The sequence below is a fragment of the Anabaena sp. PCC 7938 genome (assembly GCF_049315035.1).
Lineage (GTDB): Bacteria > Cyanobacteriota > Cyanobacteriia > Cyanobacteriales > Nostocaceae > Anabaena > Anabaena cylindrica.
The window spans coordinates 2,812,919-2,839,489 of sequence record NZ_CP186034.1 but is presented as its reverse complement, the minus strand read 5'-3'; the positions used below and the strand labels follow the sequence as shown (position 1 = coordinate 2,839,489).

At 36.0% G+C, this 26,571-nt stretch carries 23 protein-coding genes; all 23 read left to right on the top strand.

The genetic code is table 11. From position 1 onward, the window contains the following. Positions 1–14 precede the first annotated feature (14 nt). Entirely contained in the window at positions 15–1,316 is a 1,302-nt protein-coding gene (locus tag ACOWPH_RS12945) for an ABC transporter ATP-binding protein (RefSeq protein WP_015215793.1), read from the top strand. Continuing rightward, on the top strand, positions 1,307–2,119 hold the full coding sequence (locus ACOWPH_RS12940) for a sulfotransferase domain-containing protein (RefSeq protein WP_015215792.1): 813 nt from the start codon (positions 1,307–1,309) through the stop codon (positions 2,117–2,119). The genes ACOWPH_RS12945 and ACOWPH_RS12940 overlap by 10 nt, the downstream gene beginning before the upstream one ends. A gap of 94 nt (positions 2,120–2,213) precedes the next feature. Further along, the gene (locus ACOWPH_RS12935; protein ID WP_015215791.1) at positions 2,214–3,137 is read left to right on the top strand and encodes a glycosyltransferase family 2 protein; all 924 of its coding nucleotides are present in this window, start codon (positions 2,214–2,216) and stop codon (positions 3,135–3,137) included. A gap of 4 nt (positions 3,138–3,141) precedes the next feature. Continuing rightward, the gene (locus ACOWPH_RS12930; RefSeq protein ID WP_015215790.1) at positions 3,142–3,912 is read left to right on the top strand and encodes a hypothetical protein; all 771 of its coding nucleotides are present in this window, start codon (positions 3,142–3,144) and stop codon (positions 3,910–3,912) included. A 27-nt stretch (positions 3,913–3,939) separates the two neighbouring features. Next, entirely contained in the window at positions 3,940–4,938 is a 999-nt protein-coding gene (locus ACOWPH_RS12925; protein WP_015215789.1) for a polysaccharide pyruvyl transferase family protein, read from the top strand. A gap of 7 nt (positions 4,939–4,945) precedes the next feature. Continuing rightward, positions 4,946–5,845 (top strand): hypothetical protein, encoded by a 900-nt coding sequence (locus ACOWPH_RS12920; protein ID WP_015215788.1) that lies wholly within the window; start codon positions 4,946–4,948, stop codon positions 5,843–5,845. Next, on the top strand, positions 5,845–6,939 hold the full coding sequence (locus ACOWPH_RS12915) for a glycosyltransferase (protein ID WP_015215787.1): 1,095 nt from the start codon (positions 5,845–5,847) through the stop codon (positions 6,937–6,939). The genes ACOWPH_RS12920 and ACOWPH_RS12915 overlap by 1 nt, the downstream gene beginning before the upstream one ends. A 71-nt stretch (positions 6,940–7,010) precedes the next feature. Beyond that, positions 7,011–7,979 (top strand): glycosyltransferase family 10 domain-containing protein, encoded by a 969-nt coding sequence (locus ACOWPH_RS12910; RefSeq protein WP_015215786.1) that lies wholly within the window; start codon positions 7,011–7,013, stop codon positions 7,977–7,979. A gap of 334 nt (positions 7,980–8,313) precedes the next feature. Beyond that, positions 8,314–9,111, top strand: coding sequence for a glycosyltransferase family A protein (locus tag ACOWPH_RS12905; protein ID WP_081593702.1), 798 nt, complete (start codon positions 8,314–8,316; stop codon positions 9,109–9,111). Positions 9,112–9,144: 33 nt separating this feature from the next. Next, on the top strand, positions 9,145–9,996 hold the full coding sequence (locus ACOWPH_RS12900; protein ID WP_015215784.1) for a polysaccharide pyruvyl transferase family protein: 852 nt from the start codon (positions 9,145–9,147) through the stop codon (positions 9,994–9,996). An 81-nt stretch (positions 9,997–10,077) separates the two neighbouring features. After that, positions 10,078–11,031: a glycosyltransferase family 2 protein gene (locus ACOWPH_RS12895; RefSeq protein ID WP_015215783.1), complete on the top strand. Its 954-nt coding sequence runs from the start codon at positions 10,078–10,080 to the stop codon at positions 11,029–11,031. Positions 11,032–11,098: 67 nt separating this feature from the next. Further along, complete coding sequence (locus ACOWPH_RS12890; protein WP_015215782.1) at positions 11,099–12,040, top strand: glycosyltransferase family 2 protein; 942 nt, start codon at positions 11,099–11,101, stop codon at positions 12,038–12,040. Positions 12,041–12,075: 35 nt separating this feature from the next. Next, positions 12,076–12,651 (top strand): acyltransferase, encoded by a 576-nt coding sequence (locus ACOWPH_RS12885; protein ID WP_015215781.1) that lies wholly within the window; start codon positions 12,076–12,078, stop codon positions 12,649–12,651. A gap of 76 nt (positions 12,652–12,727) precedes the next feature. Further along, positions 12,728–13,636, top strand: a complete 909-nt coding sequence (locus ACOWPH_RS12880) for a glycosyltransferase family 2 protein (protein WP_015215780.1) — start codon at positions 12,728–12,730, stop codon at positions 13,634–13,636. A 524-nt stretch (positions 13,637–14,160) separates the two neighbouring features. Continuing rightward, positions 14,161–15,429 (top strand): calcium-binding protein, encoded by a 1,269-nt coding sequence (locus ACOWPH_RS12875; protein WP_015215779.1) that lies wholly within the window; start codon positions 14,161–14,163, stop codon positions 15,427–15,429. 531 nt (positions 15,430–15,960) lie between these two features. After that, on the top strand, positions 15,961–17,031 hold the full coding sequence (locus tag ACOWPH_RS12870) for a calcium-binding protein (protein WP_015215778.1): 1,071 nt from the start codon (positions 15,961–15,963) through the stop codon (positions 17,029–17,031). Between the two features lie 417 nt (positions 17,032–17,448). Continuing rightward, positions 17,449–18,675, top strand: a complete 1,227-nt coding sequence (locus tag ACOWPH_RS12865) for a glycosyltransferase family 4 protein (protein WP_015215777.1) — start codon at positions 17,449–17,451, stop codon at positions 18,673–18,675. A gap of 20 nt (positions 18,676–18,695) precedes the next feature. Next, positions 18,696–19,778: a glycosyltransferase family 4 protein gene (locus ACOWPH_RS12860; RefSeq protein WP_015215776.1), complete on the top strand. Its 1,083-nt coding sequence runs from the start codon at positions 18,696–18,698 to the stop codon at positions 19,776–19,778. 61 nt (positions 19,779–19,839) lie between these two features. Then, entirely contained in the window at positions 19,840–21,297 is a 1,458-nt protein-coding gene (locus ACOWPH_RS12855) for a hypothetical protein (protein ID WP_015215775.1), read from the top strand. Positions 21,298–21,317: 20 nt separating this feature from the next. Further along, entirely contained in the window at positions 21,318–22,496 is a 1,179-nt protein-coding gene (locus tag ACOWPH_RS12850) for a glycosyltransferase (protein ID WP_015215774.1), read from the top strand. A 50-nt stretch (positions 22,497–22,546) separates the two neighbouring features. Further along, positions 22,547–23,143, top strand: coding sequence for a YdcF family protein (locus tag ACOWPH_RS12845; RefSeq protein ID WP_015215773.1), 597 nt, complete (start codon positions 22,547–22,549; stop codon positions 23,141–23,143). Continuing rightward, on the top strand, positions 23,130–23,708 hold the full coding sequence (locus ACOWPH_RS12840) for a WcaF family extracellular polysaccharide biosynthesis acetyltransferase (protein ID WP_015215772.1): 579 nt from the start codon (positions 23,130–23,132) through the stop codon (positions 23,706–23,708). Before ACOWPH_RS12845 ends, ACOWPH_RS12840 begins: the two co-directional genes overlap by 14 nt. 415 nt (positions 23,709–24,123) lie before the next feature. Continuing rightward, on the top strand, positions 24,124–26,346 hold the full coding sequence (locus ACOWPH_RS12835; RefSeq protein ID WP_015215771.1) for a GumC family protein: 2,223 nt from the start codon (positions 24,124–24,126) through the stop codon (positions 26,344–26,346). The last annotated feature ends 225 nt before the right edge of the window (positions 26,347–26,571 follow it).

Here is a 26,571-nt window from a genome sequence, read left to right as displayed (position 1 = left end):
CCAATTCGTAACCTATGCCAGACAAAATCATCCACGTTGAAAACCTCAGCAAAAAATATATTATTGGACACCAAAAGCAGGAGCGCTATACTGCATTGCGTGATGTTATATCTAATCAATTTAAATCTATTGGTAGTTTAATCAATCCTAAAACCAAAACCAAAAATCCTGCTTTTGAGGAATTTTGGGCTCTCAAAGATGTATCTTTTGAGGTTAATCAAGGTGATAGAATTGGAATTATTGGCCGCAATGGAGCCGGAAAATCAACACTATTAAAGATTCTCAGTAGGATTACAGAACCCACTCAAGGACGCATCAATATTAAGGGACGAGTTGCTAGTTTATTAGAGGTTGGTACTGGTTTTCATCCAGAGTTAACAGGACGAGAGAATATATATCTCAATGGTGCAATTCTGGGGATGAGTAAGGCGGAAATTAAGCACAAGTTTGATGAAATTGTTGCTTTTTCTGAAGTAGAGAAATTTTTAGATACACCAGTGAAACGGTATTCATCTGGTATGTATGTGCGTTTAGCATTTTCCGTAGCGGCACATTTAGAACCAGAGATTTTAATTGTGGATGAAGTATTAGCAGTAGGGGATGCTGCTTTTCAAAAAAAATGTTTAGGCAAAATGGAGAATGTAGCTTCAGAAGGCCGCACAGTCATATTCGTGAGTCACAATATTGGAGCAGTTCGCGCTCTTTGCAATCGAGGAATTGTCTTAAGCAGTGGAAATCTTATCAAAGAGGGAGATGCAGAAAGTTGCATCGCTGAATATCTTGCAAAAATCGCCAGTAACCAAGTTTTTTCAGGACAAGCTTCATGGAATATGGATAATGCACCAGGAAATGAATATTTCCGAATATTAAAGATGGAACTTGTATCTGTTGATGGCGAAATAAAATCTTCTTTTTCGGCCCAAGAAGAAATTATTATTCGTATTCACTATCAGTTACTCAAAAATATTGAAGGGATGCGTTTGGTTTTACAAATCTTGGCGCAGACAGGTGAAATTGCCTTTACAAGTACAGATCACGCCCAGCGCCAAAGTCAAGAAGGTTTAGCAGGACATCATATTTCTGTGTGCCATATACCTGGGAAGTTACTGAATCTTAGTAACTATGTGATTAAGATATGGGCAGGAATTCCAGGTAAACAGTATCTACTAGAACCGGTTGAATTGATGATTTTTTCAATAATAGGAGGGGGGAATCATCACTCGACTTACACAGATTATCAACGCTGGCCTGGTGTTGTCTGTCCAGACCTTAAATGGAAAATTATTAATAATGGAGACGATAAAAAATGCTTATAACCAGTTTCATGTCTCGTTCTCTTTCTAAGTTGCGTTCTTTGTCAAAGCCTGACTTTCCTGAAATATTTAAGCCTACAGAAAATGATATATATTTAGTTTCATATCCTCGTTCTGGTAATACGTGGATGAGAGTGATTATGGCAGAACTTTTATATAAAAAATCAGGAGAAAGCGTTGCAGATATTCAATATTATGTTCCAGATATTCATCGTAAAACTTATGCTAAAGATGTAATTAATTCAGAATTTAATTTAATTAAAAGCCATCATCTATATAGAAAAGACTTTAAACAAGTTACAAATTACAAGAAAGTTATTTATCTCATTCGAGATCCGAGAGATGTTGTAATTTCTTACTACAAATATAAAAAAATATTGAGGGGCTATCCCCTAGGGTTTGATGAATTTTTTTTAGATTGGATCAGCGGACGCATTTGGCCTTGCTCTTGGCAAGAACATATTAATTCTTGGGTAGGTTTGGGAAGTCAAAATAGTGGCGTTGAACTGGAAATTATTCGCTATGAAGACCTGTTAGTAAACCCTGAGCCAGAACTTCTCAAACTGGGAAAAATTTTAGGTATTCAGATTCTTTCAGAAGATGTACAACGTGCTATTCAAGCAGCAGCCGTTGATAAAATGCGTTCTAAAGAAAGCAAAGGAATGCCAGAACATGAAAGATCAGATAAATTTCAGTTTATAGGTGAAGCAACTAATAAGCAGTGGACTGAAAAACTTACTTCTGAGCAACTAAATTTAATTCATGAATATTTGGGCGCTACCATGAAACATCATGGATACAGCTAACTAAATTTCTAACAAAATTAGATATTGGCCAATGCCTTTCATATTCCTTTTGACTGTAATTAAATCTCTCCACTCTAAATTTTAATTAATAACAATGAACGATAAATATTTAAAGATTAGCATTATTACGCCATCTTATAATCAGGGACATTTTATTGAGGAAACTATTTGTTCAGTCTTAGATCAAAAATACCCAAACCTTGAGTATATAATTATTGATGGAGGTAGTACAGACAATACACTCGATATAATCAAAAAATATGAAAAGCATCTCGCCTATTGGGTAAGTGAACCTGATAAAGGCCAAACCCATGCTATTAATAAAGGTCTTGAGAAAGCAACAGGTGACATCATAGCTTATCTCAACAGTGATGATTATTATCTACCAGAAACACTTTTTAAGGTTGCTGAACATTTTAACCAATTTCCTGAGACTGATTTATTACATGGCAAATGTCGTTATGTCAATCAGCAAGGTGAGAAAATTGGTGAGCAATTTGGTAATATCCAAAAGCTAGAAGAAATTTTAGATCTGTGGGATGTATGGTGGAAAAAACGCCAATTGGTGCAACCGGAAGTTTTTTGGAGCAGAAGAATTACAGAAACAGTTGGTTTATTTAAAGAAGAACTTTACTTTGTTATGGATTATGACTATTGGTGCAGAATAATTAAATCAGGAGGTGTTATCAAAAGAATTGATTCTGAATTAACTTGTTTTCGATTTACTGCTGTTCAAAAATCAAATCAACGTCAGAAAGTTGCCGATGAGCTTTTAGAGTTAGTGCGTTCCATTCTGTGGGATAGAACCGTGCCAATATCTCTCAAACACAGATTAAGTCTTCAAGGTAAATGGCTGTACCAAGTCAAATTCTTGTGTCAAGTTGAACAGTCAGTTATCAGTTGTGACAAAAAATTAATTCGTTGGTTAAAAACGTTTAAAACTGTTGTACAATTTCCGCAAATATTACTAGCTTCATCTTTTCAATCAAGATTCAAACACTGGTTCATGCGATTTTGAAAAAATGTATAAAATTTACGCTAGTCCAATTCCTATTACTATAAACTTTGATGCCACAGTTAATTCCTTTGGTGGAGTTGGAACTTCTTTTTTTATGAGGTTTTTTGAAAAATTTATACGTCTAAACTGTTCACACAATACAGATTTAATTAAGCATACTGATACGCCTCCTCTTACTCATAAGATAAAGTTTAAAGCTATTTATATTTATGGTAACCCCATGGAGGCTGTCGTCTCTATTTTTATGCGTAAATATCATGGGTTGCATTCACAATATATGCTTCGCAATTATGCAAAAATTCAACCTATTTTAAAAGAGGAAACGCTTGAAAGTTATCTGACTTTAGGAGAAGATAAATTTAAAATTGAAGCGCACTTTCATAATTGGTTTTATGCTTCGAGACATTATCCAATTTTATTTTTAAAATATGAGTATATATGGGATTTTCTCCCAGAAATATTTGATTTTTTAGATATTGAACATGAGTATATTAAAGATTTTCCTCCTCAAAGAAATCGCAACTCCAATTTGAGTCAGCTTCCAGACAATATTATTGATAGTCTCAACAATATGTATGGCGGTTTTGCAAAAGAGCTTGAAACAAGGCCTCCTTTTTTAATTCTCCCACCTAAAATTGAACAATACCCATTATCACTATTCCAGTTACCTTTAGCTGTAGTGCAACATCATCATCTTATTCATCCAGGATTAACATTCTCGACTTTTTTTCCTAAGGCATATTCAAGCTTAAAAAGCTTACAAAAACATAAATAAATATAGAAAAAATATTTTAATTAAACAATGAAAATTGCAGTTTTTGGTTACTATAACGCTCTTAATGCTGGCGATGACCGCATTCAATACTCTATTACTAGATTACTTCAGGGTAACACTATCGTATTTTTACCGCACTATCTATCTCCACCACAAGAATATCTTCAGAGTTTCGATTGGATATTGATTGGTGGAGGTGGATTGGTATTTGAAAGAGTTGGAATATGGGTGAATCCAAAACAATGGATAAAAAAATGTAAAGCTAAAATAGGTGTGTTAGGTTTAGGAGTCAACCGAGTTTCTCAAGATTTGCTTGTAGATTTATATGATTTAATTGAAAATTCTGAATTTTTTTATGTCAGAGATGAACAGAGTAAGTCATTACTCAATAACAATCCTAAAGTAGAAATACATCCCGACTTAACTTGGTGTTTTCCCCATCCCTTAGAAAAAAATACAACTTTTGATTCTATTGATAATAAAATTGCTGTCAATTTAGTTCCGTGTCATTGGAAAGAATTTGATGTACCAATGTGGTTCAAAGAATTATCTAAATTTAAATTAAATCCTTTTCCTTTAAATTTTAACCAGAATAGAGATTTTGATTTATTGAAGACTTATTTCGGTGGTTTAACACCCGATGAATTCTCTTTGCAACCATTAGTCGAAAGTCAACTTTTGGTGGGTTGTAGATATCATGCTATCATATTTGCTATGCAGATGGGAAAACCTTTTATTGCTATAAATTATGATGATAAAGTGCATCGCTTACTTGCAGAAAGCAAACTTTTGGAATTGTGTTTAGAAACGACAGAATATGCTTTAGTACCAGAGAAAATAAATTTTATTTTAGCCAACCAAGATAAAATCAAAGAAAAAATTAAGTTGTTTGTTCATACCCAGAAAGAAAAATCCATATATTTAACAGAATCTCTGCAAAAACATATCTCAACTACGCAAAAACCCCAAGCAACTCCATTCAATTTTTTGAAAACTAATGTTAAAAAAATCCTAAACCGGAGTTAAAATAATCATGTCTATTGGTTCAATGGTTTATAATTTACGAAAAAAGTATCAGTATGGATTTGTCACAGCCTACTATAGAGATAGAGTTAGAAAAAATATATTGAATTCTCATCCAATTATTAACACATCTAACAGAGTTTGCGAAATTCATGTTCTTACTTCTGCTAATGATTGGCTAAATTTAATCTGGGCATTAAAATCTTTTTATCATTATTCTCAGCGTCAATACGCTTTGTGTGTTCATGATGATGGAACTCTAACTCAGGACAATATTACAACTTTACAGCATCATTTTCCAGATGCACGGATTATTGACAGAAAACAAGCTGACGAAAAAGTTTTACCCTTACTTTCATCCTACCCTCTCTGTTTAGAGTTTCGCAAAACTAATCATCTTTCACCTAAAGTATTTGATTTTGCTGCCTATTTGCAGAGCGATCGCTTATTACTCCTAGATAGTGATATCCTCTTTTTTCAGGAACCCACAGAACTACTCAACCGGATCGAAAACCCAGATTATAAACTTAATACACTAAATGCTGATGAAAATAGTGCTTACACTGTAGAACCAGAAACTGTAAAAAGCCAACTTGGTTTTGATTTAGCAGCAAGAGTAAATTCAGGATTGGGTTTAATTCATCAGCAATCATTAAATTTTGATTGGATAGAAGAATTTTTGTCTTTACCGGATATTATTGGACATTTCTGGCGGATCGAACAAACTATTTATGCTTTGTGTAGTTCTCGTTTTGGAGTAGAACTGCTACCAAAAGCTTATGATGTGCATTTAGAAGGAGGTATCAACGGTTCACCATCTCGTCACTATGTGGGGAAAATTAGACATTTAATGTACAGGGAAGGAATTCGTCATCTAGTGCAGAATGGATTTCTCAAGGAGTTACAGTAATGAGTTATAGTAATAATACCGAACCCTTGAGGGTTTTGATGATGCCAGATTACCGTATAGATAACCCCTATCAAACACTTTTATCTAATGCTTTAGGAAATCTAAAAATAGAAGTATTATTTCCTTCCGGTTATCGTCGCATCTTTCCCATATACAGAGCTATTAAAAGCATACAGAAAATAAACGTTGTACATATTCATTGGCTGAATCCGTATTTAAAGGGGAAAAATCTAGGCACGAAATTAATTTATGCAATCAAGTTTTTGATTGACATTATATTTACTAAATGGACAGGGGTAAAAGTAATTTGGACTATTCATAATTACATCTCTCATGATTCTAAATTTCCTATACTAGAACAGTGGATACAACAAAATTTATTTAATCTAGCAGATGGAATAATTATTCATCATTCTTTAGCACTACAAGAAAATATCCAAAATTATAAATTTGACAAATCCAAAATTTATGTGATTCCACATGGTCACTATAGCGAATTTTATGGGAATTCCATGCCTCAAATTGAAGCCAGAAAAGCTTTAGGAATACCGTTAACAGGAAAAGTTTACCTCAATTTAGGTATGCTGCGACCTTATAAGGGAGTAGAACGCTTACTAAAAGTTTGGCTGGAAAACCCAGAATTTCTACAGGAAAGCCACCTATTGATAGCAGGAAAAGCGTTAGATGAATCCTATCTGCAAAAGTTAACCCAATTAGCTGCTAATACACAGAGAGTTATTTTTCATCCAGATTTTGTAGAAGATAGCAGAGTACATCTGTTTTTTAGCGCGGCTGATGTTGTAGTTCTACCTTTTGAAAAGATTTTAACTTCTGGTAGTTTGATTTTAGCAATGTCTTATAATAAACCAATTATTGCTCCTCGTACTGATGGTATAGCAGAAACTTTAGGTAAAGCAGATTGGTTACTTTATGAATATCAAGATCCGCAAGGGTTATGGAAATCATTAAAAGATAGTAATCAGATAGATTTAGAAAAATTAAGTGAAATAGTGAAACAAGAATGTGCTAAATTGTCATGGAATGATATTGGCATCAAGACTTCTGTAATTTACAGTCATTCATTGCGGTCTTAATTGGCAACGCCATAAATTTGTTGCTAACAAACAACAGGAATCAGTAAGCAATTCATTTTTATGTATTATTTATGCCTTTAATTGCTTTATTGATGTCAGATAGTGCCATCAATGCTCGTAATTACTTCCGTCCATTTATTACAGAAACAGGAGAACATTCTTGGCAAGACACCCAGTTTGTTATTAATCCAGAAAAGGGCAAATTTGACGGAATTATACTTTACCAAAGTGTCAAGCCATTAGATAGAACTTATCAACTAATTTGCCCCAAAAACCGCACACTGTTAGTTTTAAAAGAACCTCCTGATATTCTCCATCTTCCTGAAGGTTATACGAGGCAGTTCTATTGCACTTTAGGACAAGATAATCGTGTAAAATCAAAGATGCGAGTTATTTCTTATGCTGGATATCACTGGTATGTTGAAGTAAATATTCTTGATGCCCTTGAAACCTCGAAATTACAAAAAACCAAACTGATATCGGCAGTAATTTCTGGTAAAACGGATACTGTTGGTCATCGTAAAAGATTACATTTTATGTATGAGCTAAAGAAGCACTTTGGTGAGCAACTAGATTGGTTTGGGAGAGGTATTCAAGAATTAGGTAGTCGGAAATCAGATGCTCTACTTAATTACAAGTATCATATAGTTCTGGAAAATGGTGCTTGGCCTCATTACTGGACAGAAAAATTAGCTGATGCTTTTGTTTCTAACTGCTTTCCATTTTATTGGGGAGCGCCAAATATATTAGGCTACTTTGATACAGATGCCTTGAGAATTATTGATGTAGATGATATTCAAGGATCAATCAAAATTATTGAAGACGCTATTTTTCAGGATTTATATGCAAGTTCCCAATCTGCTATAGCAAAAGCTAGGAATAAAGTTCTTCAAGAGTATCATCCATATCAAGTTCACTTAGAATTACTCAAAAGTTTACCAGCTAGTGAATACAGTAAAATTGTGATTAAACCACACAATACTTTTAAGTATGACTTAATCACTCGCTTGCAAATGAAAGCTACTCAATATCTTGTATAGCTGAAGATATGAAATTTAACTCCAGTATTTATTTTTCAATTTGTCCAATACATGAAATAAAAAATACTCAAAGCTATTAGCTTCAGAGAAGTCTACTAATGAAATTAGTCAATCAACTTGTTAACAAAATGCCATACAACCACATTTTTAGAGCATCCTATATATTTAGTCTCACTAAATTCAATTCATTTATATATAATTTATAATTATGTCGAAAATTAACAATCCTCCCTCTTGTACTCTATCAATTAATATTTGTCCAACGGATCTTCCATTTATCCTATATACAGTTCCTCATCTTGTTAAAATGTGTCGATATCCCTTCATAGAGAAGATGTTAGTGATAGATACTGCTTCCATGAAGAGAAGATATCGAAAAAATTTCCCTATCCCCAGCATAGATGATCTGAAAACCATTGCTCAAAAATTAGTGGATCAGGGTTTTATTGATAGCATTGTAATGGTTGATTATTCTTCAAATGTAAAAGAGCCGATTCTTAGAAAACATTTAGGAGATCAAATTTCATGGGAAACTCATGATTTCCGCGATGCGCCTATTTATGCTTATCTGTTTGCTTATGAAATCGCAAAAAGTGATTACTTCCTTCACTTTGATGCAGATATGCTTCTCTACCAATCAGAAGAATATAACTGGATTGAGGCGGGAATTAACTGTCTAAAAAATAACCCTGACGTATTGACAGTTACTCCTTTACCTGGTCCGCCAGATATAGCGTTGAACCTAAAACAACAACAAGTTCAGTATACTCTTGATCCAAGAGGTTTCTTTGCATTTAAAGAATTTACAGCTCGTCGCTATCTCCTTGATAGACAAAAGTTTAACAGTGTTTTACCTCTTCCTCTTAGCTATATATCCTGGAAGAGAAAACTGATTTCAAAATTCACACGGCATAGTGCGCTAGAGCGTTGGGAAGGTATGGTCACAAATAAGTTGCTCACAAGTATCTATATAAGATCTGACCTTGCCTCATCAAAAGCATGGACTTTACACGCACTAGAGCATAATCATAAATTTCTTGAGCTTCTACCAACTATTATTACTCGCATCGAATCAGGAGAATATCCGCTGGAACAAGCTGGACATTATGATTTACTACTTAATTTATGGTAATGTTCCTCTGTAATTATTTTGAGGAAATACTTCATGAAACTACACTATTATGACGGAAAATCAACAAATCTTCAAGTAGGAAATTTTGGTGATGATTTGAATCCTTGGTTGTGGATGCAATTAATTCCCAATATTTTAGATGGTGATGGAGAAAAACTATTTGTTGGCATTGGAACTTTATTAAATGAACATCTACCAAAAAATACGCAGAAAATTATTTTTGGTTCAGGAGTTGGATATGGCAAGATACCAAATGTAGATTCTACTTGGAAAATTTATTTTGTTCGTGGACCTTTATCTGCAAGAGCATTAAACCTTGAAGCAAGCTTGGGAATAACTGATCCAGCAATTCTAGTTCGTCAGTGTTTTGCTCAAACAGGACAGAAGAAATATAGATGGTCTTACATACCGCATTTCTCTCAAGAAATTCATAATGGTGGTGCTTGGCAGGAGATTTGCCAAAGTTTAAATATTCACTACATCAATCCCACTGCATCAATCGAACAAGTCTTAACTGAGATCAGTGAATCAGACATCCTTTTTGCTGAAGCAATGCATGGTGCTATTATTGCTGATGCATTTAGAACTCCTTGGGTAGCAGTGAAAACAAATGAAAAAATTTTAGATTTCAAGTGGAATGATTGGTTAAATAGTGTTGGATTGACTTATCAACCACATATGATAAAACGTATAGCCAGTCTTATTGGAAAGAAAAGTTTTTTGAGAGCCTGTGATTACCAATCAATTCGCACTCAAATGTACTATATGTTAATAACTGCCAAACCTTTTTTGAGTAATTTCTCAAAATCTAAAGAATTAGAAGAGCGAGTAATGTTGAAATTGGAAGCACTGAAAACAGATGTTACTAAAGGTTTACTAAACTAAGTATCTAACTTAATTAAGTTAATAAGACATCAAATTAGTCCATGTTATCATTACTAAATATATTGCTTATATTTATATTGTATGGATGCCAAAGTTAGTATTCTCATTCCCTGTTACAATGCAGAACAATGGATTGGAGAAGCCATTGAGAGTTCTTTAAATCAATCCTACCTCAGCAAAGAAATTATTGTTGTCGATGATGGCTCTATAGATAGAAGTTTAAAAATAATCAAAAGCTTTGGCAATTCAATCATTTGGAAAACAAGTCCTAACCGTGGTGGAAATGTAGCAAGAAACTACTTATTAAAACTCAGCACAGGAGAGTGGTTGCAGTACCTAGATGCAGATGATTACCTTTTGCCAGATAAAGTTGAAAAGCAGGTTAAATATCTTGCTCAAGTTCCTCAGACTGACATTCTATATAGTCCCAGTATTTTTGAGTATCACCAGCACAGTACTTCTTGGCAAAAAATTAGAGAAATTCCTGAACCTCACGATCCTTGGATTTTACTGGCTCGATGGTATCTCCCTCAAACTGGAAGCCCACTATGGCGCAGACAAGCTATTGTTGATGTAGGGGGATGGAAAGTTGACCAACCATGCTGTCAGGAACATGAGCTATATTTACGTCTTTTAATAGCAGGAAAAAAATTTGAATATTTTTCTGAAGCAGGTTCAGTTTATAGACAGTGGAGTGAATCAACAGTTTGCAAACGAGATAAGTCAGAAACACACCGCCAACTATTAGCTATTGAAGATAAAATTGAACAACATCTCAAAGCCACAAACCAACTGACTCAACTGCGACATAATGCTATTAATCAAACTAGATTTGAAACCGCCAGAATGATTTGGTTGTCAGATAAAAATTGGGCTAATGAAGTTATTGCAAAAATAATAAATACCAATAAAGGTTTCATACCATCGGGACTCGCAGCACCAAAATCGTATCGTTTAATTTATCGACTACTAGGTTTTTCTACGGCTGAACAAGTGGCGAAATTCAAAAGATTACTGAACTATAAACTCACATAAACTACTGCTACTTTGTCTATAGTCCAAACTCTGATCAGCAACAAATATCATATTGCTTCCAATAGATATGACCATACTACTTCCAATTTCTGCTCTTGTACCTACCCGTAATCGTAGCGCACCTTTAGCTAGAACGCTCCAAAGTCTTTCTCAACAATCAGTACAGCCTGTGGAGATGATTGTAGTAGATGGTTCTGAGGATGATCAAACACAAAATATTTGTGAGAGTGAAATTCCCGGACTATTTACCACAATTAAATACTATCGAGCTACAAAAATAGGAGCAGCAACTCAGCGTAATCAAGCAATTTCTCATGCTTCTCAAGCTGTTATCTGGCTGATGGATGATGACATTTTATTAGAACCAGATTGTTTAGCCAGACTGTGGTCAGCACTACAAAGTGATCCACAAATAAGTGGAGTTAATGCCATGATTACTAATCAAAGGTATCTACCACCTGGACGCATTAGTCGCAGTCTATTCCGTTTTTTACACGGTAGTCTAGAGAAAAGCTACGCTGGCAAATGCATCGGACCGGCTTTAAATTTACTGCCAGAAGACGACCTCAATTTACCAGAAGTTGTACCTGTAGAGTGGCTAAACACAACTTGTACACTCTATCGCAGAGAGATACTTCCTCAACCGTTGTTTTCATCCCACTTTACAGGATATTCCCTTCTCGAAGATGTAACTCTTTCCCTGATGGTTGGTAAAAATTGGAAGTTAGCCAATGCCCGCACGGCTAGAATTTTTCACGATAGTCAACCAGGAGATCATAAAAATAATCCGGCTGTATTAGCAAAAATGAATTTAGTTAATCGCTTTTTTGTGATGACTCAAATCTTAGAAAGACGACAGCCCAGCGATTATTTTAAATTAACTATTTTGCAATTATTTGAAATAGTTGCTTCTTTACAATCTAAAAAAGGTTGGTTATCTCTGCCTTTACTCTTAGCTGGCAAATTAGAAGGTGTTGTAGAAATATTATCATCGAAAACATCAAATTAACGAACTTCATTTCATTTTATGTATCTTGTAAATTAATGCTTCTTCATTCTGCTATAATTATCAGATTCAATCGTATTACTCAAGGTTTAGCTAGTCGCTGGCGTAATTTTTATTATCAAATGCTAGGTGTCAAATTGCATGGTTATGTATGGATGCGCCAAATCGAAATTACCCGCAACTTTCAAGATATTGAAATTGAAAGTAATTGTGCGCTAGATCAAGGCGTTATTCTTTTATGCAGCGGTGAACCTCTATCCCATCCCAAAATTTGTATTGGATCTCATACATACATTAACCGCAATACATTTCTGGATGCTATTGAATCTTTAATTATTGGGAATCACTGTGCTATCGGACCTGGTTGCTATATCACCGACCATGATCACGGTCTTGACCCCAATCTTCCACCTCTAGCACAACCAATGGTCAGTAAACCCACAAAAATAGGCAATCGCGTCTGGATTGGAGCAAACGTTACCATCCTCAAAGGTGTCACCATCGGTAGTGATACTGTAGTTGGTGCAGGCAGTGTAGTCACTAAGGATTTACCAGAGAGAGCGATCGCTGTTGGAGTCCCAGCTAAAGTCATTAAGCAGCGAATTTATTTGTGAACATGATTATTTTTGAAAAAGCGGGAATATTAACAAAATTTTTGTCTACTTAAGTAATTTTTATATTTTACCAATTATGCTTGTTCAAGCCACTATCGTTTTTACTACAAACAATAGATCTGAATTACTAAAAAAAGCTATTCAATCTGCAAAAAATCAGAGTGTTCCTGTTGATATCATTGTTATGGATGATAACTCTACAGATGGTACACACGAAATGATGTCCCGTGATTTTCCTGACATCCAGTATTATCGATCATCGGAAAATAAAGGGCCTTGCTATCATCGAAATAAAGGAATTGAACTATCTAAGACAAAAATAGTCTTTCCTCTTGATGACGACTCAATTCTTGATTCACAATTCACTATTGAACAAACTCTGCAAGAGTTTGATCATCCACAAGTAGCAGCAGTAGCTATTCCTTTTATCAACATTTTACAGGATAAAACTATATGGACTAAAGCTCCTGATAGAAATCAAATATATTTAACTCATGCTTATGTTGCCGCTGCTCATGCTGTTGATAGAGAAAAGTTTCTCAGTGTTGGTGGCTATCGAGAATTTTTCTTTTATATGGGAGAAGAAGGAGATCTTTGTATACGTCTTCTTCAAAAAAGATTTTGTGTTCGTTTAGGCGCAGCAGATCCTATTCACCATTACCAACCACCAAATAGAATTTCCAAAAGACCTGATGTATTTGGTCGTCAAAATGATATTTTATTTCCTTATTTTAACGCACCTAAAAATATACTACTTATTTCTTTAATAGGAACTACATTAAAGGGATTGTGGTTTGGGATAAAAGTTCGTCGCCCAATCTATATGTTAGAAGGATTCTATAAGGGTTATTCAATAGCTATTAAGAAAGGTAGTATGAGAAATCCTGTAGACCAAGACTGCTTTCATATTTATCGTTTCTTAAAAAAAAGACACATAGTTCCTCTAGAAGAAATTAAAACTTATTTAAATAGCACAAATATTTAACTATTTAATTCTCATACAAAAACCTTCACAAACCAAATAAAATATATAGTAATCCCCTATTTGAGCTGAAAACTTATCAGTGACAGCGTAGCGTGACGTAAGTCATGGAAAGAAAACAGGAAGTGTTTATGAATCATTTAGGATCGCTATAAAAGTTACTTACAGCTTAAGTAAATACACAATTTAAGAGTTAAATTTTTAGCTTCCTTAATTTTTATAACATTAGGAGTCTCAGACTATATACATACAAAAAAATAAACACCTAATTGAAAGTGATCATTTTTAAATTAACTAGAGATATTGTCTGAAATTTTGTTGGTAGAGTAATTTTTTTAATGCACATTTTAATCCCTCTCTACTTTGTGAAGTGCCAAGCTGGCAAGACTTTAAACAAACTTTGTGATTTACTGGGTTTTGTCAAGCATATTTCAAGGTTTAGATAAGGATGCTTTTCTATCCTGATCTCAAACCAGAAAGTTGGATTTCAGTTATATGCTCAAACCAACCAACAAGAGATTATAACTATGGCTATCATCACAGGCACTCCAGGAGATGATATTCTCACTGGTACAGTTAACAATGATGTAATTGACGGATTGACTGGTGCAGATCAGATGTCTGGTCTTGCAGGTCTAGATGTTTACTATGTAGACAACGCCAACGACATAGTTAATGACTCTGATGACAACACAGTAATCAACACCACAATTAGCTACAATTTAGCCGATGTCGTTGGGTTTACTCCTGTGTCTGGAGGGACTGGCCTGACACTCAATCTATTGGCTGACGCTATCACTGGAACCGGTACAAAAGGAAACGACACAATTGTCAGTTTCGGCTCTAATACTACCCTAATCGGTCTTGATGGTGATGATATCCTCAAAGGTGGAGAGTTTTCACTAGTTCGGGGTCAAGGTGGTAACGATGTACTAGAAATTACTGGTTTGTCTAGCAACGGTACTTTGATAGGTGGGCGCGGAAATGATACCTATAATGTCTATTCCACTAGTGGTTCATTAACCATAGACGAAAGTACAGATAATGGTAATGGAGTGGATACCATTGTCTCTAGTGTAGACTTTTCTTTGAACAGTCCACCTGCTGGAGTCACAATTTTAGGTGACATTGAAAATTTAGAGCTTACTTCCACAGCCATTTTTGGGGAAGGTAATGCTCTTAACAACACAATTTTCGGCAACATCCAAAACAATACCTTACTTGGGTTGGCTGGAAATGATACAATTTACGGCAACGACGGCAACGATCAAATTGATGGTGGTGCCGACAATGACACCTTGGAAGGTAATGCTGGAGACGATCTGATTTATGGTGGTGACGGGAACGATAACATCTTCGGTGATAATCCAGCAGGTACTCAATCTGGCGTTGACAGACTAAACGGACAAGGTGGTAATGATACTCTCACTGGTGGTTTAGGTATTGACGTTTTTGAGTTTGGTGGTAGCGGTTTATCCACAAGACAACAAGGTATATCAAATTCCATTGGTAGGGATACAATTGTAGACTTCAACAGTGGACAAGGAGATCAAATTTATTTGCGTCAGGAAAGTTTTACAGAGCTGGACTTTGGTGTTTTAGACAGTTCTGATATTACCTTTGTCACTACTAATAATGGCATAGGCGCAAACGATAGTTTACTTGTTTATAACACAGTAACTGGTGAGTTGTTGTACAATCAAAACGGTAGTGCCACTGGTATTGGTGATGGTGGCTTCTTTGCTACCTTGACAGGTGCGCCCACATTAACCGCATCTGACATCGTAGTTATTTAATAGTCTGACTTAAATTTTAGGGTAAGCAGTAGCTACTTCAACTTCAGCAAGAATTCTTGAAAAACAAGATTTTATCTAAGTTAAAGCAGGTAAAAAGTACTTTTTACCTGCTTTATTCACAATTTAATAATCATCTTAAGTTGAAGGATAGAAACTTTAGTTTCTAGTATTATTTTGTAGTACTATTGATTTTATTTCTAAACATTCATATCATATCAAAACTTATATGAACCGCCATAAGAAATTTATCTACATCTAAATTAATACTCTCGCACCGTAAGTTTATAGATTTCATGTTAGATTTTGTCGATATGAGCAATATTTAATCATAAAAACTCAGGTAACTAAGTTATATCACTGATAATTATAGGTTACATTTTTCATGTAAACTATACTTGATGAGGTCTTAACTCAAAATTTAAAGTTTAGGTAAGGATATTTATATATCCTGATCCAAAAGTCCTTAACTTGAGTTAACTTATATACTAACTAGTACTAACTAGACAAAAACAATAGGAGTGTATGAATTATATGGCAACAACATTTAATGTGACTGTGGATGATGCTGGTCTAACTATCGTTGGTACATCAGGAAACGATGTATTTAACAGTGATCCTGCTGCCATTAACACTACCCTGAGTGGTAGAGATGGATCGGATCTTATCAAAGGAGCAACAGGCTCGCTGCTTCGGGGTCAAGGTGGTGATGACTTCTTAGAAATTTCCGGTACCGGCGGAGGTACTATGAGAGGTGGAACTGGAGATGATACCTATAATATTCTGCTTTCCAATTCCGGAGTAACAGGTTTAGTCATTGACGAACTTAATGACAATGGTAGTGGAATAGACACTGTTGTTTCTAGAATAAACTTCTCTTTGAATAACCCAGGTGCGTCTGGAGTTACTATCCTTGGTAATGTAGAAAATTTAACTCTTTCCGTTCTTTCTCCGGGAACAGGAGCTACCTTTGGAGAAGGTAATGCTCTTGACAACACAATTGTTGGTAACGGAGAAAACAACACCTTAAACGGTTTAGCTGGAAATGATCGGATTTTCGGCTCTTTTGGCAACGATACAATTGATGGTGGTTCCGGTGATGACTTCTTAGAAGGTAATCAGGATGACGATATAATTAATGGTGGTGACGGTAACGATAGCATCTTTGGTGACAAGGCAGGTGCTACTTATGTTGGTAATGACACCCTGAACGGACAAGCTGGTAATGATAGTCTCACTGGTGGGCTTGGGGCTGACATTTTCGGGTTTGGCGGTACAGGTTTATCCACACAACAAAATGTAGCTAATTCCATTGGCAACGATATAGTTACAGACTTTAATAGTGCAGAAGGAGATCAGATTCAACTGAGTCAGGTAAGTTTTACAGCCTTCGCCGTTACTGGTTCTTTAACTGCTGCTGATATTACCTTTGTGACTACTAACAGTGGAATAGGTTCAAAAAGCACCTTCCTGGTTTATAATACAGTTAGTGGTGAATTGTATTACAATGCTAATGGTAGTGCTACTGGTAGTGGTGGCGGTGGATTCTTTGCTACCTTCACAGGTGCGCCAGCATTAAGCGGAACCGACTTCGTAGTTGTTTAATAGTCATAACTCGAATTATAGGGTAAGCGATATCAAATTCTACCTACCCTAGCAGTTTTGACCAGTAAAATTTGCCCTACTATCAAAACTTGCAAAAAAGTAAAGCAGATGAAAATATTTTTACCTGCTTTATTTAAATCTAATTAAATGTTACAACTTGAATAATAAAAACTTCTATCCCTCTATAGGGATATTTTTTTATCTATCAGGGAGGAAAATTGATAAAAATCAAGTTTTGACCCTGTTTATATCATAAATATCAGATCAGTCAGCTAAGTAGGTGTATGTGAAATAGCCAAAATGTGTAACATATGTAAAGTTGCCTCTATGCCTTATTGTTATTGAGTTTTACCCATTTCACAAAACGAAATATGTTTTGATTTTCCTGCACCTATCTACTTAATACTTTAAAATTTAATGCCTACACCACCTTGTAGTTGGATTTCTTGCCAGATCGGAGCGCGTGAACATTACACTATACCCAGAGCTTTACAACAGCAGGGACAACTTTCTCAGCTAATTACAGATGCTTGGGTATCTCCTCAGTCTGTGATCAATTTTTTACCTAAAAATCTCTTAGCAAATTTACGAGAAAGATATCACCCAGATTTAGAAAAAGCAGATGTCCTCTCTTTTAATAGCTCCTTAATTCAGTTTGAATTATCTCAACGGCTGCACAAAAAGACAGGATGGGAAAGAGTTTTTGCTCGCAATCAATGGTTTCAGCAGCAGGCTATCAAGAGTTTAACATCACTGGCGAATCAGTTTATAAAACCTCCCATATTATTTGCTTACAGCTATGCGGCCTTAGAGCTATTTCGATTTGCTAAACAACAGGGATGGTACACAGTTCTAGGTCAAATTGACCCAGGAATACAAGAGGAGATGATTGTCACCCAAGAATATGAGCGATATCCCCAATATAGTGGAAACTGGCAACCTGCATCTATTGAATATTGGCAAAATTGGCAAGAGGAATGTAACATAGCTGATGCTATTGTGGTAAATTCTGATTGGTCACGTCAACTCTTGGAAAAAACAGGTGTTGATTTTAAAAAGATTCATATCATCCCCTTGGTGTATACTCCACCAGCAGCAGCTAATCAATTTGTCCGCATTTACCCAAAATCTTTTTCTCAAGAGCGGCCTTTAAGGGTATTATTCTTAGGACAGGTAATTTTGCGAAAAGGAATTGCAGCTGTATTAGATGCGGTGCAGTTACTTGAAGGATATCCTGTTGAATTTTGGATTGTTGGTTCTCAACAGCTTGATATTCCACAAAATTTTCAAACTCATTCCCAAATTCGTTGGGTAGACCATGTTAATCGGAGTGAAACAGCACAATATTATCAGATGGCAGATGTGTTTTTGTTCCCTACTCTTTCCGATGGATTTGGGTTAACACAACTAGAAGCAAAAGCATGGAAATTACCTATTATTGCTTCCCGTTGCTGTGGTGATGTGGTTGTAGACGGTGAGAATGGTTGGATTTTAGAGGAAGTGAGTGGTGAAAAAATTGCTAATGTGATCAACTGTATTTTGCTCAATACTATAAAATTACCAGTTCAATATAATACTTTAAATTCAAACCCAAAATTTGACCTTTCAAATCTATTTACTTCCTTACAAAAATGCTTGATTTGAAAATTAAGGTTAAGTAAAAGATGAATACTTTAAAAGTTACTTTCTATTCTATTGTTCCTTCTCCCTATCAAAGAGACTTATTTTATGCTCTGTCCCAAATTCCTGGGATAAATATTACTGTATATTATTTAGAAGCTGCCTATAATATCTACCCCTGGCCTAAAAAACCGTTAAATTCCTATGAAAAAGTTCTGCCCGGATTTGTTCTGAGTTGGGGAGGCTCAAGATTTCATGTTAACTGGCATTTGCCTAACATTAATCAATCAGATGTAATTGTTATTAATGGCTATATGAATACAACAGCACAATTGCTGTTGAGGTTGTACGGTAGACAGATACCCTGTGTGTTTTGGGGTGAAAAAATAGTGGGTTCTACTGGTGGATTAAAAAGTAAGTTACAACAATTATTTGCAGAAGGTTTAACACAATCTAGTGCGATCGCTGCTATAGGTTCACTAGCAGAAGCTGATTATAGCCGAAGATATCCTGGTAAGCTGATTTTTAATATTCCCTATTACTGTGATCTTACTGATTTTAATCAAAATCTGCCCCAACGCCCCCGTACACCTATAAAAATTTTATTCTGCGGGCAAATGATAGCTCGTAAAGGAGTGGATATTCTGCTACAAGCTTTCCACCGCTTGATAGAATACGGTTTACAGGTAAAGTTACTCCTGGTGGGACAAGAAGCAGAACTGCCTCAGATGCTAGAATTGCTGCCAGAACAAACACAGCAAAACATTGAGTATGCCGGTTTTCAAGCACCTGAAAACTTACCTAAATTTTTTAGTCAGGCAGACTTGTTTGTATTACCGAGTCGTTATGATGGTTGGGGTGTGGTAGTAAACCAGGCCGTTGGGGCGGGTTTACCAATTGTTTGTTCAGATGCGGTAGGTGCTGCCCACGACTTAATTAAGCCAGGTGAAAATGGTTATTTATTCCCCAGTGAAAATATTGATGCTTTAGTAGAAATTTTGAAAAACTATATACAACACCCAGATAAAATTCAAATTGCCAGTGCGGCTTCTCTTCAAATATCAGAATTAATATCACCCCATTTGGGCGCTCAACGTTGGTGTGATCTACTTAAAAAATTGATTTAAAAATTTCCGGTTTCTATGAAAAATCTCAATTTTGGACTATTAACAGTCTAACTATTTGCTTATGAATCTTTTAACTAATTCACATTATCCAGAATCAAGATCGCCCTCAAAAAAGATACGCGTTGCCAAAGCAACATGGACAGGAACATTCATATTACTTTTTGGTTTAGCCATAGCATTTATACGGTTAAGTGTAGACATGGCTCCTAGTTTCATGGCTAGTCAAGTAGCTATTATAGTAGGGGTGGCAATCACTGTTAGCATCTTGTTTGATAGTAGGCGGGGATGGAACAATTTATTTCGAGCCGATCTACTTTGTATATTAGCTCTTTATTTCTTAACACTGGTGGAGTTTTTATACCCACAGGCAAAGTTCGACCAACGTTTGACTTCTGAGCAAACCATCAAAGCAATCGAAGTCTTACTAATAGGGTTTGGTGGTTTAGTAATTGGTCGTCATATCACTGTTTTTAAACCAGCACCACCTGAATGGTTAGATTTTAGTAATATCCCTGATAAAACTCTGTTTCGTATCTTCTTGATATCAGCTTTTTTAGCCTATTTTTATATATTTATGTCAGTTGACTTCAATTTTGTAAAAGTAGTTGAAGCTCTACTGAATCCACGCTTTGCCGTCCCTTGGGGACGAGGAAAATTTGGTGACTGGCGAGTATTTTTGTCTGAATTGAGTTTGTTCACGTATGTAATACCTCCACTGACAGGTATTATTTGGAATCGCCGCCAGTCTTTTCGCTTTTCGCAGATATTATTAGTGGTTTTCATATTTGCTTTTACCCTGTTTTATGGATTTTCGGGGGGAACTCGCAATGTTTTAGCTGCCTATATTGCTACATTCATGGCTGGATATTTTTTGACATTACAACGTCCAAGTTTTTTCAAAATAGCTATTCCTACAGCTATTATGGGATATGTAATGGTATTTGCTACCCGTCATATGCTGGGTTTTAGACAGATGGGTATCATTAATTATATAGCCACAGCAGCTTATGCTAGTGAAAAAGTGCAAGATACCCTTTCAGTTGACTACAACCTTTGGAGTATTGGTTTATTGGTAGATGCTTTTCCCAATAAACATGATTTTTTAGGACTGGAATTATTATTAGTGTTTTTATCCAAACCTATACCTAGAGTGCTATGGCCTGATAAACCAGAAGGTCTGAGTACATCAATCGAAACGGTCGTAGGTGCAGAAGGTTGGACTGTTTCTGCAACTTATATTGGAGAAACCTACATGATGGGTGGTATATTTGCCGTAATATTAGCATCTCTTTCTTTAGGAATTTTAGCTAATTGGTGGTCGCGGACAGCCGCTTTTCACACTACTGGTTACGGCATAGTTGTCAATGCACTGGGCTTTTTTACAGCGGCTATTTCTATGCGAAGTTTGATTGTGTTCACCACATCAATGTTACCAATTGTGGGTCTAATATTTATTGCTAAAACTTTTCCTGGTTTATTGGGTGTTAAACGCTTACGTTACCAGTCCCAGCGAAAATAATTATTGTGAGTGTTATATAAATGAAAGTTTTACATATAATTCCTTCTATCAGTCCTAAACTTGGCGGTCCGACGCAGGTCGTCTTGAATTTAGTCAGGGCTTTAAGAGCAGAAGGAATTGATGTAGAAATTGCTACTACTAATGATGACGATGGACTGTTGCTAGATGTGCCATTATCTGAGCGTGTAGAATACGAAGGATTACCTGTTTGGTTTTTTCCACCTGCGGCTCGGATTAAAGCATTTTTACCTTCTCCTGTATTCACACAATGGCTATGGAAAAATATCAAAAATTATGATGTTTTAGATAATCACTATTTATTTTCCTATCTTCCTAGCTGTGCTGCTGTTTTTGCCCAGCGGCAACGAGTTCCATACACAGTGAGGATTATGGGACAATTAACGCCTTGGGCATTGGCACAAAGTAAGTTAAAAAAGAAAGTTTACAGTTATTTCATTGAAAAACGTAATTTAAATAGTGCTGCGGCCATTCACTGTACATCTGTAGGTGAAATGGAGGATGCGATCGCTTTTGGAGTGAAGCCGCCAAAAATTGTCTTACCGCTGGGAGTTAATTCTCCAACATTAATTGGTGATGCTAAATCTCAATTGCAAGATCGGTATAATCTTACTAAAGAAGTTCCAATTATTCTTTTTCTTTCCCGTCTGCACTACAAAAAACGTCCTGAACTGTTAATTCAAACATTAGGTGAGTTAAGAAAACAAGAACAGAACTTCCATTTGCTGATTGCTGGTTCTGGAGAAGATAGCTATGTCAAATTTTTGCAGAAAATGGTAGCATCTGTCAACATAACAAACCAAACTTCATTTGTCGGGTTTGTGAGTGGGCATGAAAAAGATTTGCTGCTGCAAGGTTCTGATTTATTTGTACTGCCAACTTATTCGGAAAATTTTGGTATTGCTTTAGCAGAAGCTATGGTGTCTGGCTTACCAATTATCACAACTCCAGGTGTGCAAATTGCCCCGGAGATTGCTGAAGCTGAAGCTGGCATCATTGTAGAAGGAGAAGTAGAAGCTTTACAGAGTGCGATCGCTCATCTTTTAAATAATCACCAATTGCGGAAACAAATGGGAACCAATGGTCGTCTACTGGCTTTGCAACGCTATTCATGGCAAACAGTTGCTAAACAATTAGCCTCTGCTTACCAACATATTCTGAATCCAGAAAATCTGCTGTGATAGTATAATGCCAATCACATCAACGATTTGGAAACACATTGATTCTCTCCATGAGCCAATTGTATTACCAACTGAAAAAATATTGGATTCTAAGTTTAGCCAGTTTCATCATAGTTTTTCTGAGTATTATCCCTATAAGAATTGCGATCGCCTCTCATCAAGCACCCCAACCCCAAGCTATTCTTACTCTTGGTGGCGGACCAGAAAGAGAAAAATTTACGGCCCAATTTGCCCAAAATCATCCTAATTTAGACATCTGGGTTTCTAGCGGGATACTCCCAGCTCAAGCCTTTGCTATTTTTGATGCAATGTGTATTACCACAGATCGTATTCACCTTGACTACCGTGCTGTTGATACAGTTACTAATTTTACTACCCTAGTCCACGATTTCCAAAACCGCGAGATTCGACACATTTATCTAATTACCTCAGATTTTCACCTTCCCAGAGCAAAAACCATCGCTACCATAGTTCTCGGTAGCCAAGGTATCACTTTTACCCCCATATCCATCCCCTCTGAACGACCCAGAGAATCTATTTTTCACATTGTTCGTGATAGCGGACGCTCTTTGTTATGGATTGTGTCAGGTCGTACCGGAGCAAGTTTCAACCCCCGTTTTCATCCTCCACTGTATGCGTCTAGATAAATATACCCTTGGCATTTATAATCCCGGTGCATCCTACCTTCAGCAACTTTTGTGGTATTTCCTTGGTTCACCTTTAGTTAAAAGTCATTGGTTACCGATATCATCTATAAAAGTTGGGATACTTAGACTTTTTGGAGCCAGCATCGGTAACGGTGTGCGTATAAAGCCGGGGGTGCGAGTCAAATTTCCTTGGCGTTTAATAATTGGTGATTATGTTTGGATTGGGGAAGATGCTTGGATTGATAACCTTGCACCTGTAGTTATCGAAAATCATGTTTGTTTATCCCAAGGAGTTTATCTTTGTACTGGCAATCATGACTGGAATCAACCTGATTTTAAGCAGATTTCTGCGCCTATTCATATTGAAGAAAGTAGTTGGATAGCTGCTAAATCAGTAGTTGGACCAGGAGTCACAGTCGGGAAGGGAGCAATTTTAACTCTTGGTAGCGTGACTGGACAATCTTTAGAGCCGATGATTATTTATGCAGGTAATCCCGCGCGACCTGTTAAAAAACGGCGAATAGGACAAGCAGAAGATTTTTTTCCTAGTTCTGTACAAGAATGAATACTATATATAAATAATCTATTACGCTTTGACTTGAGATATATTTAAACATAAGTATAGATAACTGAACAGCCAGAGTGTAAAATATGAACATAATCTTTCTGGCATCGAACGATACAAAGCAATTTTTGCTGTTTATCGTCATCGCACTCTAGATTTTCATACCCTTCTAACACTTACAGCATAGAATTTAGATGATCAAATTCCCAGTTGCTTGATGTTGATCAAAATATCACAGTGAAAGCAAGCAGTCCCATAAATTATCTCATGTTGAATAAAAAAATAAGTATTAAGTCAGCAAATGTTTTAGAGTTTACCATCCTCATAAAGCCTCATAAAGATTGTGTCTACTTTGACATCATGCCAAACGTAAAAACCAAAAATATTTAACTAAATAATTATCTAATTCAAATCCATGAACAATCAAAATTCTAGTAAAATTCCAACTTTTAACGAGAATGGTAGAGCAATTATCACACCAGAAATCTTGCCATCCCAAAACTATTCATCATTTGAAATAGAGGATGATGATGGGGGTCTAAAAGACTTATTGGGTCTTCTCCAGCGGCGCGCATTAATTATCACAAGTGTTGTGTCTGTGATTATGGCTACTGTGATTTATTCAACCCTGAATGAAGAAACTATTTATCAAGGTAATTTTCAACTTTTAGTCGAACCTGTTAGTAATGATAGCAGCTTAGGACAAATACCTCTTCCAGACTCTAGTATCTCTAAGTCCAATCTAGATTATGAAAGTCAAATTCAGGTTCTCAAAAGTCAAGAAATAATGAAAGAAGTTGTAAAAAAATTACAATTTGCTTATCCTGACATAACTTATAATTCACTAGTTGGAAATTTAACTATTCGTCGTTTAGGCGCTACTAAAATTTTAGATATAAGCTATAAAAGCAAAGATCGTAAACAAATTGACCTAGTATTAAAAACAATTTCTACATTTTATTTAGACTACAGCTTAGAAAAGCGTAAAACCAAGTTAAATCAAGGTGTTCAATTTGTTGAAAAACAACTGCCTGCGATCAAAAATCGGGTTGATCAATTGCAACAAAAATTACAAATATTTCGACAAAGATACAATTTTATCGATCCAGAAACCCAGTCTAGTGGAGTTGAATTACAAATTCAAAAGTTGGAAGAACAACGACTGGAAATTGATAAACAGTTAGCTACGGCTCGTGCTAGTTATATTAGCTTATCAACACCAGAAGGACAGCAGGCAACACTAAATGAGGCACCTATATATAGTCAATTAATATCCCAACTCCGCCAATTAGAATCTCAGCTATCTGGAGAATTAGTTCGTTTCCAACCGGATAACCCAGCCATAGAGTCATTGCAAGAAAAAAGGCGAAACCTCTTACCCTTGATAGAAGATGAGCAAGAGCGGTTTGTAGGTCTCAAATTGGCTGAAGTAACTTCTCTAATTCAGAAACTAGATGTACAGAGTCAAGAATTGTCTAGAGTAGAACAGCAAACAAAGCGCAAGTTTGAGCAATTACCAATTTTAGCAAGACAATATAGTGAAATTCAGCGTAGTTTACAGCTTGCCAATGAAAGTCTCAATCGCTTTTTAGCTACCCGTGAAAATCTCGTAATTCAAGTAGCTCAAACAGAACTTCCCTGGGAGTTAATACAACCACCACATCAATCTGTATTCCCTCTATCTCCAAATATTCCCCGGAATTTGTTGATGGGATTGATTAGTAGTTTAGCCGTAGGAATTGGTATTGGCTTTCTCCTAGAAAAAATGGACAATACCTATCATACTATCGAAAGCCTGAAGGAGAAGATAAAACTGCCTTTTTTAGGAACTCTTCCCATTGACAAGAGTATCTCAGGTTATCAATCTCCTCATCTCAAGATTAAAGGGGTAGAACCAGAAGTGCAATTAGGGAATATTTCGACTAGAAATGGTTGGTTGTCTAATCTTTTCCGTCGGGAAATCACAGGGGATAATTACTACGGGCAAGGACTATTTTTTGAATCTTTACAAGTTCTTTATGCTAATATTCAGCTACTCAATTCCGATCAACCGATTCGCTCTTTAACTGTTTCTTCCACTATGCCTGGAGATGGAAAAACTACAGTTTCCTTTCATCTGGCTCAAATAGCTGCAGCATTAGGGAAACGAGTATTACTTGTGGATGCTGATCTACGCCGCGCTCAGGTTCACAGATTATCCAATTTACATAATCTATCTGGATTAAGTAATGTTATAGCTTCCAATATGCCGGTTGAACAGGTGATTCAGCAATTACCTGCAATGAATTCATTATCTGTGATTACGGCAGGACCGGTACCACCAGATCCGGCTAGATTGCTCTCATCAGATAAAATGAAGCAATTAATGGAATACTTTAATCAAAATTTCGATTTGGTGATTTATGATGTGCCGCCAATGTTAGGGTTAGTTGATGCTAGACTCCTAGCCCCGCAAACTGATGGGATGCTGTTGGTGGTGAGGATTGATAAAACAGATAAGTCGGCGTTAATGCAGCTTCAGGATAGTTTGAGAAATTCTCCTATCAATGTCTTAGGCGTGGTTGCTAACGGAGATAAGAAAAAACTGACTAGTTACAATTACTACTATAGTGCTGGCAGGGAAGCTAGACGTACCTAAATTTCAGCTTATGTAGTAGCTATCTGTAGCGATCGCATTTTTGCGGTGTTGATAAAGATATATTTGCCTCTGACGCTGCAACTTGTGCGATCGCTTTTATCATTTGCTCCTCATCATCACAACAAGTAACATTCAACACATTTAGCTATCATCCATCAGTTATCCTGCACACAGTCATCAGAATAATAAATCTGGGGATCGCTTGCACTATTGTTCACAATTTGT

Excerpts from the sequence above, each read along its gene's own strand:
- ACOWPH_RS12875 (WP_015215779.1), top strand. The coding sequence starts at position 14,161 with ATGGCTATCATCACAGGCACTCCAGGAGATGATATTCTCACTGGTACA.
- ACOWPH_RS12880 (WP_015215780.1), top strand. The coding sequence starts at position 12,728 with ATGCTTGTTCAAGCCACTATCGTTTTTACTACAAACAATAGATCTGAA.
- ACOWPH_RS12905 (WP_081593702.1), top strand. The coding sequence starts at position 8,314 with ATGTTAGTGATAGATACTGCTTCCATGAAGAGAAGATATCGAAAAAAT.
- ACOWPH_RS12930 (WP_015215790.1), top strand. The coding sequence starts at position 3,142 with ATGTATAAAATTTACGCTAGTCCAATTCCTATTACTATAAACTTTGAT.
- ACOWPH_RS12860 (WP_015215776.1), top strand. The coding sequence starts at position 18,696 with ATGAATACTTTAAAAGTTACTTTCTATTCTATTGTTCCTTCTCCCTAT.
- ACOWPH_RS12865 (WP_015215777.1), top strand. The coding sequence starts at position 17,449 with ATGCCTACACCACCTTGTAGTTGGATTTCTTGCCAGATCGGAGCGCGT.
- ACOWPH_RS12940 (WP_015215792.1), top strand. The coding sequence starts at position 1,307 with ATGCTTATAACCAGTTTCATGTCTCGTTCTCTTTCTAAGTTGCGTTCT.
- ACOWPH_RS12870 (WP_015215778.1), top strand. The coding sequence starts at position 15,961 with ATGGCAACAACATTTAATGTGACTGTGGATGATGCTGGTCTAACTATC.
- ACOWPH_RS12855 (WP_015215775.1), top strand. The coding sequence starts at position 19,840 with ATGAATCTTTTAACTAATTCACATTATCCAGAATCAAGATCGCCCTCA.
- ACOWPH_RS12890 (WP_015215782.1), top strand. The coding sequence starts at position 11,099 with ATGACCATACTACTTCCAATTTCTGCTCTTGTACCTACCCGTAATCGT.
- ACOWPH_RS12915 (WP_015215787.1), top strand. The coding sequence starts at position 5,845 with ATGAGTTATAGTAATAATACCGAACCCTTGAGGGTTTTGATGATGCCA.
- ACOWPH_RS12845 (WP_015215773.1), top strand. The coding sequence starts at position 22,547 with ATGAGCCAATTGTATTACCAACTGAAAAAATATTGGATTCTAAGTTTA.
- ACOWPH_RS12885 (WP_015215781.1), top strand. The coding sequence starts at position 12,076 with ATGCTTCTTCATTCTGCTATAATTATCAGATTCAATCGTATTACTCAA.
- ACOWPH_RS12850 (WP_015215774.1), top strand. The coding sequence starts at position 21,318 with ATGAAAGTTTTACATATAATTCCTTCTATCAGTCCTAAACTTGGCGGT.
- ACOWPH_RS12895 (WP_015215783.1), top strand. The coding sequence starts at position 10,078 with ATGGATGCCAAAGTTAGTATTCTCATTCCCTGTTACAATGCAGAACAA.
- ACOWPH_RS12835 (WP_015215771.1), top strand. The coding sequence starts at position 24,124 with ATGAACAATCAAAATTCTAGTAAAATTCCAACTTTTAACGAGAATGGT.
- ACOWPH_RS12920 (WP_015215788.1), top strand. The coding sequence starts at position 4,946 with ATGTCTATTGGTTCAATGGTTTATAATTTACGAAAAAAGTATCAGTAT.
- ACOWPH_RS12840 (WP_015215772.1), top strand. The coding sequence starts at position 23,130 with ATGCGTCTAGATAAATATACCCTTGGCATTTATAATCCCGGTGCATCC.
- ACOWPH_RS12935 (WP_015215791.1), top strand. The coding sequence starts at position 2,214 with ATGAACGATAAATATTTAAAGATTAGCATTATTACGCCATCTTATAAT.
- ACOWPH_RS12900 (WP_015215784.1), top strand. The coding sequence starts at position 9,145 with ATGAAACTACACTATTATGACGGAAAATCAACAAATCTTCAAGTAGGA.
- ACOWPH_RS12945 (WP_015215793.1), top strand. The coding sequence starts at position 15 with ATGCCAGACAAAATCATCCACGTTGAAAACCTCAGCAAAAAATATATT.
- ACOWPH_RS12910 (WP_015215786.1), top strand. The coding sequence starts at position 7,011 with ATGCCTTTAATTGCTTTATTGATGTCAGATAGTGCCATCAATGCTCGT.
- ACOWPH_RS12925 (WP_015215789.1), top strand. The coding sequence starts at position 3,940 with ATGAAAATTGCAGTTTTTGGTTACTATAACGCTCTTAATGCTGGCGAT.